Here is a 19111-nt window from a genome sequence, read left to right on the forward strand (position 1 = left end):
CTAGTTATCGGTCAACCCGCCATTTCGGCGCGATTTAGCTCACAGCGCGACCAGAGGCTATCCAGCGCCCGCACCAGCCCGTCGATCTCCTTGAGCGAGTGCACGGGCGAGGGCGTGAAGCGCAGCCGCTCGGTGCCGCGCGGCACGGTCGGATAGTTGATCGGCTGGACGTAAACGCCGAATTCTTCCAGCAGCATATCCGACAACGCCTTGCAATGCTTGGGATTTCCGACATGAACCGGAACGATATGGCTGCCACGGTCAATGAAGGGAAGCCCCATCGCCTTAAGGCGGGTTTTCAGGATACGTGCATGCTCTTGCTGTTTGTCACGCAGAGCCTGCCCCTCTGCCGTCTTCAGGAAAGCGATCGACGCCGCAGCCCCTGCCGCCACAACCGGAGGTAGCGAAGTTGTGAAGATGAAGCCCGGCGCATAGGACCGGATCGCATCCACCATTTTCGCCGAGGCCGCGATATAGCCGCCAAACACACCGAAGGCCTTGCCCAGCGTGCCGTTGAAAATGTCAATGCGGGTCTCGCCGATCGCCTCGGCATAGCCTGCCCCGCGCGGGCCATACATGCCCACGGCATGCACCTCGTCCAGATAGGTCAGCGCGTTGAACTCTTGTGCCAGATCACAGATTTCCTTGATCGGCCCGAAATCGCCATCCATCGAATAGACCGATTCGAAGGCAATCAGCTTGGGCGCTGCCGGATCATCGGCGGCCAGAAGCTCGCGCAGATGGGCCAGATCATTGTGACGGAAGATCCGCTTGGCCCCGCCATTGCGGCGGATGCCCTCGATCATGGAGGCGTGGTTCAGCTCGTCCGAATAGATGATCAGACCGGGAAAGAGGCTGCGCAGCGTCGAGAGCGTGCCGTCATTGGCGATATAGGCCGACGAAAAGACCAGCGCGGCTTCCTTGTCATGCAGATCCGCCAGCTCGGCTTCGAGACGTTTGTGATAGACGGTCGTGCCCGAGATGTTGCGCGTGCCGCCCGAACCGGCCCCTGTCGCGTCAAGCGCCTCGTGCATGGCTTCCAAGACCACCGGATGCTGCCCCATGCCCAGATAGTCGTTGCCGCACCAGATCGTAATCTCGTGCTTCGTGCCGTCATCTTTCGTCCATGTGGCTTTCGGATAGGCCCCCTTTTCGCGTTCAAGGTCGATAAAGACGCGATAGCGGCCTTCTTCGTGAAGCCGGTTGATCGCTGTGTCCAAAGCCTGATCGTAATTCATGGGTTCTGTCCTTGCATCCGTTCGCTGGGTCAGCGTTAGGCCTCTTTAGCACGCCTTACATTGACAAAGGTCAAATTACAGATGCGTGTTTTCAAAGGCTGCTCTTTAAATACGCAATTTTAGAATGATTTCAAATGCACCTATGGTCGCAGCCTATGCATATATGGCAAAGCCGCCATGCCCGTGCTTTGCGCCCGCCTGGGCGGGCGGCGCTGGACAGTGCCGCACACGCTGCTAGGGTCGGCCCAAACAAGGAGTATGTGATGTCTGTGGATGCTGTCCTGAACCAAGTCGATGCCGATCTCGACAATGCCATGAACCGCCTGATGGAGCTTTTGCGCATCCAGTCGATTTCCACCGATCCGGCCTATAAGCCCGAGGTCGCCAAGGCGGCGGAATGGCTGGTGAAGGACCTTCAATCTATTGGCTTCAAGGCAGAAATCCGCCCCACCACAGGCCATCCGATGGTTGTCGCCCGCCATGAGGGCGCAGGCCCGCATCTGCTGTTTTACGGCCATTACGACGTGCAGCCCGTCGACCCGCTGGCCCTGTGGAACACGCCGCCCTTCGAGCCGCAGATCGAGGATACCGCCAAGGGCAAAGTGATCCGTGGCCGTGGGGCGTCGGATGACAAGGGCCAGTTGATGACCTTCATCGAGGCCTGCCGCGCCTATAAAGCGGCCACTGGCACCCTGCCCGGCAATATTACAATTTTCTTTGAAGGCGAGGAAGAATCGGGGTCGCCCTCGCTTGTGCCTTTCATGAAAGACAATGCCGCCGAACTGACAGCCGATCTGGCGCTGATCTGCGACACCGGCATGGTGTCCCCGGGGGTGCCGACAATCGCAGGCAGTCTGCGCGGGATGCTGAAAGAAGAATTCACGCTGAAAGGTCCGCGCATCGACCTGCATTCGGGCTTTTATGGCGGGCCTGCGCTCAATCCGCTGCGCGAAATCTCGAAGCTGATCGCCTCGCTGCATGACGAGACGGGCCGTGTCGCGGTGGACGGGTTCTATGAGGGTGTCTCCGAGGTTCCGGCAGAGCAACTCGCCATGTGGAAGACCTGCGGTTTTGACGAGGCCGCCTATCTGGGCGGTGTCGGCATGACGAAGGCGCATGGCGAAGAGGGGTATTCGACGCTCGAGCAGCAATGGTCGCGCCCGACGGTCGAAATCAACGGCCTCTGGGGCGGCTATCAGGGCGCGGGCTCGAAAACCGTGATCCCCGCCGAGGCCCATTGCAAGATCACCTGCCGTCTGGTGGGGGATATGGACCCCGTCGATGTACGGGCGAAATTGCGCGCGCATCTGGAAGCGCGCGTGCCGCAGGATGCCGAAATTCACTGGGATAGCAGCCTTGACGGGGCGAAAGCCGCCTTCATGGACACCTCCCGCCCCGAATTCGAGAAAGCGCGTCTTGCGCTGACCGATGAATGGGACCGCGAGGCGGTGATCACCGGCATGGGCGGGTCCATTCCGATTGCGGGCTATTTCAAGGATATCCTCGGCATGGATGCGATGCTGATCGGCTTTGCCAATGAGGATGACGCCATTCACAGCCCGAACGAGAAATACGACGTGACAAGCTTCCATAAGGGCATCCGGTCCTGGGTGCGTATTCTGGACCGCCTCAACGGCTGACCCTTCACGGCTCTACGGCAAACCCGCGGGGCGGAGGCCATGGTCCCTGCCCCGCGCGGCCTCAACGCCGTTTCTTGGCCTGCACGGCCAGATCGCGCAGATGGCGCATCGCGGCGGTGTCGCGCTGTCCGGCCCGCGAGATCAGCGAGACCTCGAAGGTGACCGAATAGTTATCCGTCACGCGCCGGATCTCGTTGCGGGTCACGAAAGAGGCCGCAGCATGCGAGGGCAGATAGCCCAGCACCGGCAGCGCACTCAGGATCACCCCCACCGCTTCCAGATTGGCTGCCGTGGCGGCGGCAGGCCCCAAGGCCAGCGGGAAACCCGCTTCGGGGTCCAGCCGGTAGCTCCGGCGCACCCATCGCTGCGCTTCCAACGTCTCGGCATCATAGTCCTGCGGCGCATCCTTGAAAAACGGGTGGAGCGGGCCGCAATGGATAAACTGGCGCTCTTTATAAAGCGGCAGGCGGTCATATTGTGCATCCGACGCCGGAAACGCCCCGATGGCCATATCGAGACTTTTATTCAGAATCTGGTCCACCAGCACCGACTGGATATCCTGCACCACCTGCAAATTGACCTCGGGCGCAAGCTCGTGAAAGCCGCGCAGCAGTCTCGAAACCGAAAAACTGGGCGTGTTCGACAGATGGTCCATCAGCCCCAGCCGCAATGTGCCCACGGTCTTGTTGGTCAGCGCCGCGGCCGTCTGGGTGAAGCTTTCCACCGCCAGATTAAGCCGCGCGCTGGCCTCCAGAAGGGTGCGCCCCCGCTCGGTCAGGCGCAGCCCGCCGGGCCCCCTGTCGCACAGCCGGAACCCCAGACGGCGCTCCAGATTGGCGATCTGCACACTGATGGTGGATTGCCGGACATCTAACTTTCGTTCAGCCGCGGCAAAGCTTCCGCATGCACAAATCGTCTGAAATACGTGCAAAGCGCGTAAATCTGCCCCTGTCAGGTCAGTTAGCATCGGACCCCCGAAAATAAGCATTGATGTTTATCTATGAATTCTTTCGTCCGCAAATGATAGCCCCCTGTCGGCAGAGCTGATAGCCCGAAGCTCTCAATGACAAAGATGATGCGCCGCTTTGCGGTCAAGACATCATCATGCAACAGGATAATGGTATGAAACTTTCCCCCGAGATGCGGGCCGAGCTGAGCTATCGGCTTGAGCGCAAACAGCAAGAGGCCGCAACCGACCCCGCCCTGCGCCCGCTGCCCAAAGCCGATTGGCTCGTCCTTTTCGCGATCACCGCCCTCGCCCTTCTGGCGGCGCTGGTTCTGTAAGGGAGGCGCGCATGACATCGGCATCTTCCCTCCCGTCCCGCTCTGCTCTGCCTGACGCCCATCACGGGGCGATGCGCGACTGTCTTCCGGTGCTGGCCGAAGACCGCAGCTGGGGCCTTCTGGATTTCGTCTGGGTCCAGAGCGGGCTGGCCATCGCCACATGGGCTTTTCTCTTTGGCGGTGTGACCGCCCTTTTTGTCGGCTTCTATGACGGGCTCTGGACAATGCTCGTGGGCAATATCCTCGGCGCGGTCGTGATGATGATGGCCTCGGCGATCATGACCTGCAAATGGGGCACCGAGCATTTCGTAATGCAGCGGGCCATTTACGGCGCAATCGGTGTGCTGGTGCTGGCCATCGGTCTGATCGCGCCCTTCATTCTGGGCTGGACCACCATTCTGGCGCTGATGTTCGGACGCGCCTCGACACAGGTGATCAGCTATATCGGCGGCACCGATCTGAGCGGCAACACCACCGTGATCACCGGCTTTGCCTTTGCGGCTCTGGCCTTTGCATGGCTGATCGTGGCCAAGGGCGACAAGGCCGTGCGGCTTCTCAACCGCTTTGTGGCACCGGGCCTGATCGTGATGAGCGCGATCCTGTTCGCGATGATCTTCACACAGCATAGCTGGGCCGAAATCGTGGCCGCAGCCCCCATCGACCCCGCCGCAAGCCACGCCACCAACCTGATGCTGGCCATCGAACTCAATATTGCCGCCGGTGCGGGCTGGTGGTGCGCGGTGGGCAATATCGCCCGCGGTGCCAGAACCCAGCGCAGCGCCACTTGGGGCAGTTTCATCGGGTTGGTGCCGGTGGCGGTGCTGGCGCAGATGGTGGGGCTGACGGCGGCGCTGGTGATGGGCGATAGCGACCCGACCGTGTGGATGCTGCCGATTGTCGGCCCTGCCGTGGGGGCGGTCCTGCTGGCCTTTCTGGCCTTCGCCAACCTCACCAGCATGTCGAGCTTCGTCTTCTCGGGCGCGCAGACCTTTACCCAGCATCTGGGCAGCTGGACCCAGCGGATCGGCTGGACCGCCCTGACGGGGGCCATGTTCGCCATCTGCGCGCTGCTGATCCTGTTCACCGCCAGCGAGCTTTATGACCGCTTCTTCGTCTTTGTCGCATGGACACAGGCCGTGCTGATCTCGGCCATCGGCATTGTCATTGCCGATTACTATATCCTGCGGCGGCAATGGGTCGATCTGGAGGCGCTTTATACCACAGGGCCGCAGGGGCGCTATCACTTCTGGGCGGGCATCAACCCTGCACCGCTGGTCGCTCTGGCCGCAGGGATTGCCACCTATGCCGCGCTTTTCGACCCCTATGCCCTTGTCGGCAACGCTGTGTTCACCGCGTTTTCGGCCTCGATCCCCGCCTTCATGGCCGCCTTCCTCTGCCACCTCCTGCTTTCGGTGCTTTGGGTCATTCCGGCAGGCAAAGGCGGCTATCGCAGTATTTCCGACCGTAAAGGACCACGTCATGACTAATTCTTCTGCGTTCAACCAGCCGCTGGGAGGCAACACGATGCCGCGCTTTGGCGGACCGGCCACGATGATGCGGCTGCCCGCTCAGGACAGCGCCAAGGGTCTGGACGCCTGTTTCGTGGGAATCCCGATGGATATCGGCGCCTCGAACCGCGCGGGCACCCGTTTCGGCCCGCGCCAGATCCGCGATGAAAGCCGGATGATCCGCCCCTATAACATGGCCACGGGGGCGGCCCCTTTCGAACGGATGCAGGTGGCCGATATCGGGGATGTCCCGATCAATACATTCGATCTGAAGAAATCCATCGGGATTATCGAAAGCTTCTATGACGAGATCCTGTCCCATGACACCATTCCGCTGACCCTGGGCGGCGATCATACGCTGACATGGCCGATCCTGCGCGCGATGCGCAAGAAACACGGGCCGGTTGCGCTGATCCATGTGGATGCCCATTCGGACACCAACGAGGACATGTTCGGCGAAACGGTGGCGCATGGCTGCCCGTTCCGCCGCGCATGGGAAGACGGCTGCCTGCTGAATGACCGCGTGACCCAGATCGGGCTCAGGGCGACAGGCTATGCGGCGGATGATTTCGACTGGGGCCGCCAGCAGGGCTGGCGCGTGGTGCAGGCCGAAGAGTGCTGGTACCAGTCCCTCAAGCCCCTGATGGAAGAGGTGCGCGCCCGCGTGGGCGATGCGCCGGTCTATCTGTCCTTCGATATCGACAGTCTCGATCCGGCCTTCGCACCGGGCACGGGCACTGTCGAGCCGGGCGGTCTGTCGACATGGCAGGCCTACGAAATCGTGCGTGGATGTGCGGGGCTCAATCTTGTGGGCTGCGATCTGGTCGAGGTCTCGCCGCCCTATGACCCCTCGGGCAACACCGCCGTGATTGCGGCCAATCTGCTCTACGAGATGCTCTGCGCCCTGCCCGCGCGCCGCTGACCCCGAAGCGCGGCCCTGTGGCAGATGCGATGCCACAGGGCCGCCCGTCCTTTTCCCGAAAGACCGATAACGCATGACCGACCTTACCCACCGGCCCCGCCCGCTTTTCATTGATGGCCTCTGGCATGAAGGCCATGCCGAGGCACGGATCGCGGTGATGGACCCCGCGACCTCCGAGATCTTTGCCCGTATCGGTGCCGCTGATCGTGACCAGACCGGCATGGCCTGCGCCGCCGCCGCGCGGGCATTTCCCGCATGGCGGTCTCTGACAGGGGCTGCGCGGGCGCAGGTTCTGGAGGGCTTTGCCCAAGGGTTGCGGGCGCGCCATGCGGCGCTTGTGTCGTTGCAGATGCGCAATAATGGCAAACCGCGCGCCGAGGCCGAGCTGGATCTGGCCGATGCGGCGGCCTGCTTTGACTATTACGCGGGACTGGCGCGCGCGCTGGACAGTCCCGCCCCTGTGCAGGATCTGTCGGAGGACGGGCTGACGGGGCGGGGGCTTGCCCATGCTGTGGGGCCGGTCGGGCTGATCGTGCCGTGGAATTTCCCTCTGGTGACAAGCGCATGGAAAATTGCCCCGGCGCTGGCTGCGGGCTGTAGCGTGGTGCTGAAACTCTCGGAGATGACACCGCTGGCCGAACTGGTCTATGGCGATATCGCGGCCGAAATGGGCCTGCCCGCCGGTGTGCTGAACATTCTCACGGGCTTTGCCGAGGTCGGGCAGGCGCTTTGCGACCATCCGCAGATTGCCAAACTGTCGTTTACCGGCTCGAACCCCGTGGGCGCGCAGGTGATGGAAGCCGCCGCGAGCAGGATCGTGCCGGTCTCGCTTGAGCTGGGTGGCAAATCCCCGATTGTGGTCATGGCCGATGCCGATCCGGCGCGGGCGGCAGAGCTGGTGCTGGACGGGATCTTCATGAATGCGGGCCAGATGTGTTCGGCCACCTCGCGGCTGATCGTCGAGGCTCCGATCGCGCCGGATCTGATTGATGCGGTGGTCGAGGGCGCGCGGGCGCGCCGCCTTGGCGCGCCGGACGGGGCGCAGATGGGGCCGATCACCACTGCGCCGCAATACCGCCATGTGCTGGAGCATTTCGCCCGCGCCAAGGCCGAAGGCGCGCGATGTCTGACCGGCGGCGCCGCGCGCACGGATCTGGCCGGACAATTCGTCGCGCCGACGGTTTATGCGGATGTGCCGACAGACAGCTTCCTCTGGCGTGCGGAACTCTTCGGGCCGATCCTGTCTGTCCGGCAGGCCGCATCGGAGCATGAGGCCATCGCGCTGGCCAATGATACGGAATTCGGGTTGGCCGCGACGGTGGTGACCGCCGACGCCGCGCGCGGCCAGCGGATAGCCAGCCAGATCGCCGCAGGCCATATCTGGGTCAACGCGCCACAGATCATCCTGCCGCAAAGCCAGTGGGGCGGCTTCCGCGCCAGCGGCATCGGGCGCGAATTGGGACCGGCCGGATTGCAGGCCTATCAACAGCGCAGCTTTATCACCACACAGGGCTAGACCGCCCGCCTTCCCTACCTTTCCCCGAGTTGCGGGCCCTGCCGGAAGCGGGGCCCGCAATTTTATATCTGCCCCTTCCGGTGACGGGCCTCGGGTGTGCGGCAAGGGCCCTATCTCTTCAGGCAGGGGGCTCGGGCCTCTCGCCGCCCAAATGAGAGTAGCCCAAATGAGAGTAGCCCAAATGAGAGTAGCCCAAATGAGAGTAGCCCAAATGAGAACAGGCGGGGAGATCCCCGCCTGTTCTGCGTCCGTTTGACCGGATCGTGGCTTGCTCAGGCTTCCTCGGCCACGGGCTCGGCGCCCTCGGGGGCAACGGGCTCGGCGCCCTCGGGGGCAACGGGCTCGGCCTCGTCCTTGGCAAGCGGGGTGATGGTCCAACCCATATAACCAAACAGCACCGTCACCAGCGGCGAGAGCCAGCAGAAGAAGGTGAAGGGCAGATAGGCCAGCGTCGCAACGCCCAGCGTGGTCGCCTGATAGGCCCCGCAGGAGTTCCACGGCACCAGAACCGAGGTGACCGTGCCGCTATCCTCGATGGCGCGCGACAGGTTCTGCGGTGCCAGCCCACGGGCACGGTAGGCATCGGCATAGCTGCGGCCACTGATCACGATCGACATATACTGGTCACAGAGCACCAGATTGGCGCCGACTGCGGTCAGAACGGTGGACAGGATCAGCGAACCGGTCGATTTCGCCCGCGACAGGATATGCAGCGCCACGACACGGATCTGGCCGGTACGTTCCATCACGCCGCCAAACATCATCGCAACGAGGATGATCGACACGGTATACAGCATGCTTTGCATCCCGCCGCGCGAGAGAAGGCTGTCAACATCCTCGACCCCCGTGCTTGCGCTGAACCCGTTGAACGAGACCGTCATCAGATGCGCGAAATCCGCGCCTTGGAAAATGACACCGCACAGGGCACCGGCCAGAATCCCGACCGTAATCCCCGGAATGGCGGGCAGTTTGCGATAGCTGACCAGCATCACCAGCACCGGCGGCAGAAGCAGGATCGGCGAGATGGTGAAGTTCTGTTCAAGCGTGCTGAGAATGGTCTGGATACGGGTCAGGTCGACGGCGGTCGCGCTGTAATGCAGGCCCAGACCGATCTCGATCAGCAGCGTCAGGGTGATGGTGACGCCGGTGGTGTAGGTCATATGGCGGATATGGGTGAACAGGTCGGTGCCCGCCATCGCCGGAGCCAGATTGGTGGTATCGGACAGCGGCGACATCTTGTCCCCGAAATAGGCCCCCGACAGGACGGCCCCTGCAACGATGGGCAGCGGGAAGCCCAGACCGGCCCCGACCCCCATCAGCGCCACGCCGATGGTCCCTGCCGTGCCCCAGCTGGAACCGGTGGCCAGTGACGAGATCGAGCAGATCACCAGTGTCGCGGGCAGGAAGACGCTGGGCGACAGCACCGTCAGCCCGTAATAGATCAGCGTCGGCACCACACCGGCAAGGATCCAGACGCCGATCAAGATGCCCACGACCAGCAAAATCATGATTGCGGGCAGGGCATTCGAGATGCCACGGACCATGCCCTGTTCGATATCATGCCATTTGAACCCTGCCCGCACCCCGATCAGGCTGGCGGCAATGACCCCCAGCAACATGGGCACTTGCGGGTCGAGCCCGTAGAGCACGATTGAAACACCGATTCCGACGGTAAGCGAAAGCAAGGAGAACACCGCTTCCCACAATTTGGGAAGGCGCGCCCCTTCGGGCAGGTCTGGCATCATCGACTAATTCCCTGTCTAGGCCCGAACGGCGGGCCCCTGTCTGACGCCCCTATTGCGGGGCTGTTGTGGTTTAGGACCCGAGGATGGAATCCTCCAGCCCTTTTCGGGGCGTTGCAGCCGGAAATTTCAGGCGACAACGCAGGTTGTGAACGCTTTCGCCCCTCACCGCATGCACAGGATGTCGCCCTGATGCGGGTGCGGGGCGCGCAGGCTCAGTTCGCGGGGGCCACTTCGGCGCGCGTGACCATGCCGAACAGATCGCGCGGATCATCGGGGTCTGCCAGCATGTCGAGGCGCTCGGAGAACGCGGTGCCCGCAACCTTGTCGCGCACGTAACGCAGCGCCGAGAAATCCTCGATGGCAAAGCCCACGCTATCGAACAGCGTCAGCTGTTTCGCATCGCGACGGCCGGGGATCTCGCCGCGCATGACCTGCCACAGCTCGGTCACCGGATAATCGTCATCCAAGGCCTGGATCTCGCCCTCGATGCGCGTTTGCTCGGGATATTCCACAAAGATGTCGGACCGCAGCAGGATGTCGCGATGCAGTTCCGTCTTGCCGGGGCAATCGCCGCCGATGGCGTTGATATGCTGACCCGCGCCGACCATGTTGTCGGTCAGGATCGTGGCATATTGTTTGTCTGCGGTGCAGGTCGTGATGACATGCGCGCCTTCCACAGCTTCCTGCGCCGAACGGCAGGTCACCACCTCGAAGCCGCGCGCCACAAGGTTGCGCTGCGCTTTTTCGGTCGCTTTCGAATCGATGTCATACAGGCGCAGCGTGTTGATCCCGCAGAGCGCGCGGAACGCCATCGCCTGGAACTCGCATTGCGCGCCATTGCCGATCATCGCCATCACCGAGGCGTCTTTGGGGGCCAGATAGGTTGCCACCAGAGCCGAGGTGGCCGCCGTGCGCAGCGCGGTCAGCACCGTCATTTCGGTCAGCAGCACCGGATAGCCCGTCGTGACTTCCGACAGAACGCCGAATGCGGTCACGGTCTGGTGGCCGGTTTTGGTGTTCTTGGGGTGGCCGTTGACATATTTGAAGCCGTAAAGCGACTTGTCTGCCGTCGGCATCAGTTCGATCACACCGCCGGGCACATGCGATGCCACGCGCGGGGTCTTGTCGAATTCCGGCCAGCGCTTGAAGTCTTCTTCAATATAGACGGCCAGTTCTTTCAGAAAATCTTCGATTCCGATGTGGTTCACGAGGCCCATCATATTTTCTACGGAAACGAACGGCACATAGGCCAATGCGGAAGGCGCGAGTGTCATCAGCCAAAACTCCTTGTCATACGGTCCATTACGCGGCGACCGAACAGGCTCGCCGTGAGATCACATAGCAGCACGGCCGTCCGGCCGCGTTCGTCGAGGAACGGGTTCAGCTCGACCAGATCGAGCGAGGTCACAAGCCCGCTGTCGCAAAGCGTTTCCATGATCAGATGCGCTTCGCGGAAGGTGGCGCCGCCGGGCACGGTGGTGCCGACCGCCGGTGCGATCGACGGGTCGAGGAAATCGACATCGAAAGACAGGTGCAGCATACCATTGGCCGCCTTCACCCGTTCAAGGAAGGCCTGCAGCGGCGGCAGCACACCGGTTTCGTCGATGGCGCGCATGTCATGCACTTCCAGACCGATCTTCTTGATGCGCTCACGCTCGGCCTGATCGACAGAGCGGATCCCCATCATGCAGATATTGGCGGGATCAACGGCATGGCCCAAAGCCGGATAGGCCTCGCAATCTTCCTGCGCCGTGAAATAGGCCGCAGGCGTCCCATGCAGGTTGCCGCTTTCGGTGGTTGCCAGCGTATGCATGTCGGGATGCGCATCCAGCCAGAGCACGAACAGCGGACGCCCTTCATCGGCGGCACGACGCGCCATAGCCGGCACGGTGCCTGCCGCCATCGAGTGGTCGCCGCCCAGAAAGATCGGGACATCACAGGCTTTACCTGCTTCGAATGCCGCTTTCTGCAGGGCCGTAATCCATGCCGAGGTCTCGGCCAGATGGTGCAGCGCCGGATTGGCATGGGTCTGCGGTGCGACCGGCGCAATGGTGACATCGCCCAGATCCGTCACATCCCAACCAAGCGCGCGTAGCTCGGAATCGATTTCGGCAGTCCGCAGGCTTGCAGGCCCCATCAGACAACCGCGCTGCGATGCGCCTGTTTCAATCGGCGCGCCAAGGATGGCGCAGGTTCTGGACATTGTCTCGTCCCCTCTTCGTCAAATCTTTTGTAAATCATGCACAGGAAAATATCTTATTTGACAATTAAATTGACCATATAGAAAGTATATCTGATCATTTTGAAAATACTGATGGGCATAATGACGAGTTTACGAAAAAATGGTGACATCCTCGGGGCGGATATTTCGGCCAGCGACCACGCGCTGATCTCCGCCCTTCGCGACAATGCACGCATGTCGGTTACCGAGCTTGCGCAGGTCACCGGATTGTCGCGCACCACGGTGAAGGCGCGGCTTGACAGCCTCAAGGCCAGCGGGCGCATCCGCCGTTTTACCATTGAAACAGATGTGGATGTGGAAGGCGGGGTGCGCGCCATTACGATGGTCGAGCTGCAAGGCCGCATGTCGCGGCAGGTTGTGCATACGCTCTCGCGGATCAACGGCGTCAGCACCGTGTGGTCAACCAACGGGGCATGGGATCTGGTGGTGGATATCCGCACCGATACCCTTGTGTCCTTCGACAAGGTGCTGCGTGCGATTCGCGAGGTGCCCGGGGTGATCAACTCGGAAAGCTCGCTGCTGCTGACCCATGTAGCAGGCTAGAGGCGCGCCCGCCGGAACGGGCGCACAGGATGCAGGGGCCACAAAATGCAGGGGCCGGAAAGACGCCCTACCCGACCAGCGCGGTCACCAAAGCCGCCACTTCGGATTGCAGATGCTCGCGCGGGACGCCGACGAACCGCCCCTTGAACGACAGATGCACCACCCCCTGCACTGCTGCAAAAAGGGTGCGCCCACGCATGGAGAGCTGATCGCCGCTCAGTCCCGGCACCAGTTGCGACAGCGGGCCGTTGATCTGCGCGATCAACTGCTCGTGGTCCTGTTTGTGCCAGTCGGGGATGTCGCGCCCCTCGGGCAGACGATGCTCGAACAGCGCAATCCACAGCCGTTCATTCTGCGTGGCAAAGGCCACATAGGCATGCGCCAGAGCCAGAAGAGCCGCTTTGGCCGTCATATCGGCCCGCACCGCCTGCGCAAGCTCCTGCCCCAGACGCGCCAGCGTCTTGGAGTTGACGTGCAGCACGAGCATGTCGAGATCTTCCACCGCATTATATAGCGCCCCCAAAGCACATCCCGCCTGTGCGGTTACGGCCCGTGCCTTCAGCCCGCCCAGACCATGCTCCCTGATCTGGTCTTCGGCGGCTGTGATCAGGCGCTGCTTCAGATCTTCACGTTTTGCGTCTTTGTTCATAGGTCCTCGAATTTTTTTGAACAACGTTCACAAAAGGACTTGAACATCGTTCACGACTCTCGTAAACAGTCTTCATGAACAGCGTTCATAACGAAAAACGAATGCAAGTCAACGCGCCCCACGGCGCACCCCGCGTCAGATACGAAAGAAACGAGGTCTTCGATGTTCAAATTTATCAGTACGCTCGTTCGCGCCCGCAGCCATGATGCGGCCGAAGCCCTGAGCGATGCCAATGCCATGTCCATCCTGCGCCAGCAGTTGCGCGATGCGACCCAGGGGCTGGAGGCCGCCAAGCGCTCTGTGGCAGTGACGATGGCCTATGCCGAGCGCGAGAAAACGAATGCCGAACGGATCGAAGCGCAACTGGCCGATCTGGAAACCCGTGCCTGTGCGGCTTTGGCCCAAGACAAGCTGGATCTGGCGCAAGAGGCCGCCGAGGTGATTGCCCAGCTTGAAGAGGAGCGCGCCGTCAGCCAGCAGGCGATTGCGACCTATACCGCGCAGATCCGGAAATTGCGGGAAGAGATGTCGCTTGCGGAACAGCGCCTGCGCGCCCTGCAACGCGGCAAGCAACTGGCCGAGGCCACCGACCGCACCCAACGCCTGCGTGGTGCGGCCCCTGCCGGTGTGGTCTCCTCGATCGCCGAAGCCGAAGCGACGCTGAAGCGTCTGCAGGACCGCCAGTCCCTGACCGAAAGCACCGAAACCGCCCTTGCCGCGCTGTCGCTGCCCAACGAGGCCGAAAGCACCCGCGACAGGCTGGCCGCCGCAGGCTGTGGCCCTGCCCAGAAATCCTCGGCCTCGGCGGTCCTTGACCGCCTGAAAGCCAAAGCCCAATAACCCTTATTCCCGAAGGAACAGACCCATGAACAATTACATCCCGCATGCTTCGAAAGCCTGGAACTACTTCACCTATTTCAACTTCGCTCTGGCCGCGATCATGATGGCTGGCGGGATTTACTCCCTTGAGGCCAGCTTTGCCGCGAAAGGGTTCTATAGCATGGCGGCCATCATGCTGGTCTATTCGACCGCCTCGATCACCAAAGCCCTGCGCGACAAGGAAGAAGCCGACCGGATCTATAACAAGCTCGAGGATGCCCGCACCGAGCGCCTGCTGTCCGAAAGCTCGCAACACGATTGATCCCGATAGCTGCCGGCCTGTCGACGGGCTGGTGGCTTGCTCCAGCCGATGGTGGTTCCCATGACCTTCTTTCTCAAAACCTTTCGTATCATCTGTTTCAGCCTTGTTCTTCTGGCTGCCACCGGCTGGAGCGCCTGCGCCCTTTGGTTCCATCTGGACGGACCGCTGCGGGTGGCCGCGCTCTGTCTTCTGGGCGGGGCCGCCTGCGGTCTCTGGGGGCTGCGCCTATGGCGCAAACGCTGGGCCTATGCCGGTTTTCTGGCCGCGGCCTGCATCATGGCCGGATGGTATAGCACGATCCTGCCCCGTCAGGACCGCGACTGGGCTCCGGAGGTATCGCGCGGGGTGATCGCCCGCCGCGACGGCGATCTGGTCCAACTGGCCAATATCCGCGATTTCGACTGGAAAACCCGCGACACCGCGACACCGCGCTGGATCACGCAGGAATATGACCTGACCCAGCTTGAACGGGTGGATATGCTGACATCGGTCTGGGACAATCCCGATATCGCCCATCTCATCGTCAGTTTCGGCTTTACCGACGGGCGCGAGGTCGCCTTCTCTGTCGAAATCCGCCGCGAGGCCGGTGAAAGTTTCAATGAGCTGGGCGGGTTCTTCCGGCAGTTCGAAATGGTGCTGATTGCCGCCACCGAAGAGGATATCGTCAAGCTGCGCACGAATTACCGGCAGGAAACGGTCAGTCTCTATCCTGTGAACCTGACCGCTGCACAACGCCGCACGCTGTTCCTGTCCTATATCGACCTGGCGCAACAGCTTGAGGAAAAGCCTGCCTTCTACAATACGATCACCGCAAACTGCACGACAACCGTCTACCGGCTGGCCAAGACGCTAGATGCCGACCTGCCGTTGGGCAGCGATCTGATTTTCTCGGGACGCCTGCCTGAATATCTCGACCGTCTGGGCGTGCTGGACCCCGCCCCTTCGATGCAGGCCCGCCGCGCCAGTGCCGAGATCAGCGCCCGTGCCCGTGCCTTGCCGGAGGGCGGCGACTATTCGGCATGGGTGCGCCGCCCCCAACCGGAACCAGAGCCGCAACTGGCTGCACAATAACGCTCAGGTCTTCAGGTGATTGGTCGGTAGCGCGGTGGTGTATTTCACCTGATCCAGCGCGAAGCTGGAGCGGATATTGGCCACACCGGGGATCTGGGTAAGAAAATTCATCACCAGATCCTGATAGCGCAACAGATCCTCGACCACGACGCGCAGCATGAAATCCTCGGAACCGGTCATCAGATAGCATTCCATGATCTCAGGCCGGTTCCGGATGGCATCGGTAAAGGTCTTGAGCGTCTTTTTCTCCTGCTTTTCCAGCGTCACATGCACGAACACATTGACCAGCAAGCCAAGGCTCACCGGATCAACCAATGCGACCGACCCACGGATCACCCCTTTCTCGCGCATATCGGCCACCCGCCGCCAGCAGGGCGAGGCAGACAGATGTGCATGGGCGGCCAACTCGGCCGTGCTGAGTTCCGCATTCTGTTGCAGCGCCTCGAGAATGCGCAGGCTGGCCATATCCAGATCTTCGGGCTTGCGGTTCAATTTTTCCCTCATTGGCAGATAAGCGGTGAGATATACCTATAAACCGCCATTCCGCAGCAAGAAAGAACAGCTTCACCCGCGATGATACGAAAAGATGGGCCGAACCAGTCACACCGGATATCCCATGCTCAGTTCCCCAGCCCTTCGCCTGTTTCCACCCTCCGATCTGTCGCGCACGGGGGGCGCTCTGGGGATGATGGTGCTGCTTTGGGGGCTCAGCTGGCCCGCGACCCAGATGGCATTGCAAGAGATCCCGCCGCTCTGGCTGGCGACATTCCGCTTCGGCTCTGCCGCCCTATGCCTGTTTGCGGTGCCGGCCGTGCGGGGCGCGATCACATGGCCCAAACGCGCCGACCTGCCGATCGTGCTCAGCATCGCCCTGTTGCAGATGACCGTGTTCACCGGTCTAGGGATGATCGCCATGACGGTGACCGATACCAGCCATGCGGTGCTGCTGGCCTATACCACCCCGCTCTGGACCGTGTTTCTGGGCGCTGTGATGTTGCGCCAGCGCCCGAGCCGCGCCCAGCTTGTCGCTTTGGGGCTTGGCCTTTCGGGCATCGCGCTGGTCTGTTCGCCGCTGGAAACCGACTGGACGCAGCCCGATGCCTTCATGGGGGCGGGCTTCCTGCTGATCGGGGCGATCTGCTGGTCGGGGGTCATCGTGCATATCCGCCGTCACCGCTGGCACAGCAGCCCGCTGGCCCTTGCGCCGTGGCAGATGGCGCTGGCGGCGCTCTGCCTTGGTCTTGGGGCCTTCTGGCTTGAGGGCCCGCCCCGCCAGATCCGCTGGAGCCTGTCTCTGGTCGGGATGCTGGTCTTTATCGGCCCTGTCGCCACCTCTTTGTGCTTTGTGATCGCGGCAGATTATGGCCGCCGCATCTCGGCATTCGCCATGTCGAATGTCACGCTGGGTGTGCCGCTGATCGGCATTGCGGCGTCGGTGCTGCTGCTGGCAAACCGGCTGTCACTTCTGTTCCTGACGGGGTTGGCGCTGGTATTCTGCGGCATGGTCCTTGCCGCCCGCGCTACATCCAGAGCCTGAGATCAAAACCCGAGGTCAGAGGCCGACGCCGGAGTGGGCGGGCGGCAGCAGGAAGCTCATCTTATGGCCCCGCGCCGTCTGCGCGCAGACCAGACGACAGCCCAGAAGCGCGAGGGCATCCGATGTGATGGCCAGCCCCAGCCCGCTGCCCAATCCGCCAGCAGCGGACGGGCGCAGGAATTTCTCGCCAATCCTTCCGGCCAGCTCTGGCGGCAGCCCCGGCCCGCCATCATAGACGGCCAGTTCAACCCCCTCGGGCCGCAGGCAGACCTCCACGCCGACCTGCCCTCCGGCGGCTGTGGCATGAATCGCGTTTTCCACCAGATTGCGGATGGCCAGCCCCAGCAGGACAGCATCGCTGCGGATCATCGGCCGCTCGGGCGCCTCCAAGGCATAGCCCACCCCTTTCGCATCCGCCATATCGGTCAGCGAGATCATCTGCTCGCGCGCCAGTGCCGCCAGATCCAGTGCTGCGGGTTCCAGCGGGCGGTTCTCGATCTGCGCGAGATCCAGAAGTTGCCGCACCATCCGGTCCGTGCGGGTCACCGAATACTCGATCGCCTGCAGCGCATGAAGCCGCGCGGCCTCATCAGGGGCATGGCGCGCGACATAGGCCTGCATCTTCAGCCCCGCCAAGGGGGTCTTCATCTCATGCGCGGCATAGCTGACAAAATCCTTCTCGCGCCGTCGCGCCCGATGGAGCCGTGCCAGAAGATCGTTCAGCGCGGCAATCACCGGACGGATTTCGCGCGGCGTGGCGGGTTGCTGCGGGATCTGGCCCGCATCATCGATATGTCGGTGCTCCAGCGCCTTGGCCAGACGTTCCAGCGGTTTTAGCCCACGCCCTGTCGACCACCAGATCAGCCCGCCCATCAGGGGCAGCACAACCAAGGCAGGCAGGGCCAGACCTTCCACCACGCCATGCACCAGCCGGTCCCGCATCTCGAGGCTATCGCCCACCGTCACCTGCACCCGCAGATCGGGATTGACGATCGCATAGACCCGCAACGCCTTGCCCTGACTGGTCACATCGTGAAAGCCGGTCTGGTCAAAGGACAGAAGCCGCCCGTCCGGCGCATCTTCCGAACGTCCGATCATCTGCCCGCTCAGCGACCAGATCTGGCAGAATTGCTGCTGCGTATACCCCGCTCCCGTCAGGAGTGCCCCCGCCGCCTGTCCCCCCTTCGACAGTGCCCCCGCCGCCTGAGCGCTGTCACCCCTGCGCATATCGCTGCTCTCGACCAAAGAGGCCACCATCCGCGCCGCTTCCATCAACCGCGCGTCCAGCACCTTTTCCACCTGCGCACGGGTGACATGTTCGATCCAGACCACCGCCGAGAACCAGACGATCAGCGTCGAGGCCGTGAGGATCAGGAACAACCGGAGCTTTATCGACATGACCGGCCCTCCTCGGGGCGGATACGGTAACCGATGCCGCGCAGGGTTTCGATGAACCCGCGCCCGAGCTTGGCGCGCAGATGATGGATATGCACCTCGACTGCGTTGCTTTCGATCTCTTCCCCCCAACCATAAAGCCGGTCCTCCAGATCGGATTTCGCCAGCACCCGCCCGGGGCGTTCGGCCAGCGCCAGCAAGACCGCATATTCGCGCCGCGACAGGGACAGCTCGCGGTCCAGATAGACCGCACGCCGCTCGGCCGGAAAGAGACAGAGCCCCTGCACCTGCAGTTGCGCTTCGGCCCGCCCGTCCGAGCGGCGCATCAGCGCACGCAACCGCGCGGCCAGTTCGTCAAGCTCGAAAGGTTTGCCCAGATAGTCATCCGCCCCGCAATCCAGCCCTGCCACGCGGTCGGCCACCTGATCGCGGGCGGTCAATAGCAGGATCGGCACCTGATTGTGCCGCCTGCGCTGTTCGGCCACCAGATCCAGCCCGCTACCGTCCGGCAGCATCAGATCCAGCACGAGCGCGGCATAGGCAATGCCGGCCAGCGCATGGCGCGCATCCTCCAGCGTGGCGACCTGATCCACCGTAAACCCCGCGATCCTCAGCCCTGCCACAAGCCCGTCGGCCAGCACATGATCATCTTCAACCACAAGTAAGCGCATGATGTCTCC

General features: G+C 62.4%; 19 protein-coding genes. 10 read left to right on the forward strand and 9 right to left on the reverse strand.

What is annotated here, in order from left to right; genetic code table 11:
- Positions 1-11: 11 nt before the first annotated feature.
- Complete coding sequence (gene hemA, locus AC2ISB_RS13910) at positions 12-1238, reverse strand: 5-aminolevulinate synthase (protein WP_330629298.1); 1227 nt, start codon at positions 1236-1238, stop codon at positions 12-14.
- Between the two features lie 263 nt (positions 1239-1501).
- Here hemA and AC2ISB_RS13915 point away from each other — a divergent pair, with 263 nt between their 5' ends.
- A complete protein-coding gene (locus tag AC2ISB_RS13915) occupies positions 1502-2878 on the forward strand; it encodes a dipeptidase (RefSeq protein ID WP_330629299.1) in 1377 nt (458 codons plus the stop codon).
- Positions 2879-2939: 61 nt separating this feature from the next.
- On the opposite strand, the gene AC2ISB_RS13920 is transcribed toward AC2ISB_RS13915, so the two are convergent.
- Positions 2940-3866: a LysR family transcriptional regulator gene (locus AC2ISB_RS13920; protein WP_339109863.1), complete on the reverse strand. Its 927-nt coding sequence runs from the start codon at positions 3864-3866 to the stop codon at positions 2940-2942.
- 134 nt (positions 3867-4000) lie between these two features.
- Here AC2ISB_RS13920 and AC2ISB_RS13925 point away from each other — a divergent pair, with 134 nt between their 5' ends.
- The 4 genes from AC2ISB_RS13925 (at position 4001) to AC2ISB_RS13940 (ending at position 8108) form a co-directional block, all read left to right on the forward strand.
- Positions 4001-4162, forward strand: a complete 162-nt coding sequence (locus tag AC2ISB_RS13925; protein WP_330629301.1) for a hypothetical protein — start codon at positions 4001-4003, stop codon at positions 4160-4162.
- An 11-nt stretch (positions 4163-4173) separates the two neighbouring features.
- On the forward strand, positions 4174-5649 hold the full coding sequence (locus AC2ISB_RS13930; RefSeq protein WP_330629302.1) for a cytosine permease: 1476 nt from the start codon (positions 4174-4176) through the stop codon (positions 5647-5649).
- A complete protein-coding gene (gene speB, locus AC2ISB_RS13935) occupies positions 5642-6592 on the forward strand; it encodes an agmatinase (RefSeq protein ID WP_330629303.1) in 951 nt (316 codons plus the stop codon). Before AC2ISB_RS13930 ends, speB begins: the two co-directional genes overlap by 8 nt.
- Before the next feature lie 73 nt (positions 6593-6665).
- A complete protein-coding gene (locus AC2ISB_RS13940; protein WP_486576961.1) occupies positions 6666-8108 on the forward strand; it encodes an aldehyde dehydrogenase family protein in 1443 nt (480 codons plus the stop codon).
- A gap of 272 nt (positions 8109-8380) precedes the next feature.
- Here AC2ISB_RS13940 and nhaC read toward each other — a convergent pair whose 3' ends face one another.
- The 3 genes from nhaC to rocF form a co-directional block, all read right to left on the reverse strand.
- On the reverse strand, positions 8381-9853 hold the full coding sequence (nhaC, locus tag AC2ISB_RS13945) for a Na+/H+ antiporter NhaC (RefSeq protein ID WP_486576962.1): 1473 nt from the start codon (positions 9851-9853) through the stop codon (positions 8381-8383).
- A 212-nt stretch (positions 9854-10065) separates the two neighbouring features.
- Positions 10066-11127 carry an ornithine cyclodeaminase gene (locus AC2ISB_RS13950; protein ID WP_406737087.1) on the reverse strand — a complete coding sequence of 354 codons (1062 nt, stop codon included), beginning with the start codon at positions 11125-11127 and terminating at the stop codon, positions 10066-10068.
- On the reverse strand, positions 11127-12056 hold the full coding sequence (gene rocF / locus AC2ISB_RS13955; RefSeq protein ID WP_339109866.1) for an arginase: 930 nt from the start codon (positions 12054-12056) through the stop codon (positions 11127-11129). Before rocF ends, AC2ISB_RS13950 begins: the two co-directional genes overlap by 1 nt.
- A 120-nt stretch (positions 12057-12176) precedes the next feature.
- Between rocF and AC2ISB_RS13960 the strand changes: the two genes are divergently transcribed.
- Positions 12177-12638 carry an Lrp/AsnC family transcriptional regulator gene (locus AC2ISB_RS13960; protein ID WP_330629307.1) on the forward strand — a complete coding sequence of 154 codons (462 nt, stop codon included), beginning with the start codon at positions 12177-12179 and terminating at the stop codon, positions 12636-12638.
- Positions 12639-12705: 67 nt separating this feature from the next.
- Here the strand turns inward: AC2ISB_RS13960 and AC2ISB_RS13965 are convergent, their stop codons facing one another.
- Positions 12706-13287 carry a TetR/AcrR family transcriptional regulator gene (locus AC2ISB_RS13965; RefSeq protein ID WP_486576963.1) on the reverse strand — a complete coding sequence of 194 codons (582 nt, stop codon included), beginning with the start codon at positions 13285-13287 and terminating at the stop codon, positions 12706-12708.
- Positions 13288-13449: 162 nt separating this feature from the next.
- Here AC2ISB_RS13965 and AC2ISB_RS13970 point away from each other — a divergent pair, with 162 nt between their 5' ends.
- The 3 genes from AC2ISB_RS13970 to AC2ISB_RS13980 are packed head-to-tail and all read left to right on the forward strand — an operon-like array spanning position 13450 to position 15499.
- On the forward strand, positions 13450-14127 hold the full coding sequence (locus AC2ISB_RS13970) for a PspA/IM30 family protein (protein WP_330629309.1): 678 nt from the start codon (positions 13450-13452) through the stop codon (positions 14125-14127).
- A 25-nt stretch (positions 14128-14152) separates the two neighbouring features.
- Positions 14153-14428 carry a YiaA/YiaB family inner membrane protein gene (locus AC2ISB_RS13975; protein WP_330629310.1) on the forward strand — a complete coding sequence of 92 codons (276 nt, stop codon included), beginning with the start codon at positions 14153-14155 and terminating at the stop codon, positions 14426-14428.
- 60 nt (positions 14429-14488) lie between these two features.
- Positions 14489-15499, forward strand: coding sequence for an Lnb N-terminal periplasmic domain-containing protein (locus tag AC2ISB_RS13980; protein WP_486576964.1), 1011 nt, complete (start codon positions 14489-14491; stop codon positions 15497-15499).
- Between the two features lie 3 nt (positions 15500-15502).
- Here the strand turns inward: AC2ISB_RS13980 and AC2ISB_RS13985 are convergent, their stop codons facing one another.
- The gene (locus tag AC2ISB_RS13985; protein WP_330629634.1) at positions 15503-15964 is read right to left on the reverse strand and encodes an Lrp/AsnC family transcriptional regulator; all 462 of its coding nucleotides are present in this window, start codon (positions 15962-15964) and stop codon (positions 15503-15505) included.
- A 151-nt stretch (positions 15965-16115) separates the two neighbouring features.
- Between AC2ISB_RS13985 and AC2ISB_RS13990 the strand changes: the two genes are divergently transcribed.
- Positions 16116-17036, forward strand: coding sequence for a DMT family transporter (locus AC2ISB_RS13990; protein WP_330629312.1), 921 nt, complete (start codon positions 16116-16118; stop codon positions 17034-17036).
- 15 nt (positions 17037-17051) lie between these two features.
- Here AC2ISB_RS13990 and AC2ISB_RS13995 read toward each other — a convergent pair whose 3' ends face one another.
- Complete coding sequence (locus AC2ISB_RS13995) at positions 17052-18434, reverse strand: ATP-binding protein (protein WP_486576965.1); 1383 nt, start codon at positions 18432-18434, stop codon at positions 17052-17054.
- Positions 18425-19102, reverse strand: a complete 678-nt coding sequence (locus tag AC2ISB_RS14000) for a response regulator transcription factor (protein WP_330629315.1) — start codon at positions 19100-19102, stop codon at positions 18425-18427. Before AC2ISB_RS14000 ends, AC2ISB_RS13995 begins: the two co-directional genes overlap by 10 nt.
- Between the last annotated feature and the right edge of the window lie 9 nt (positions 19103-19111).

It is taken from the genome of Thioclava sp. NS-SX20, assembly GCF_057380695.1.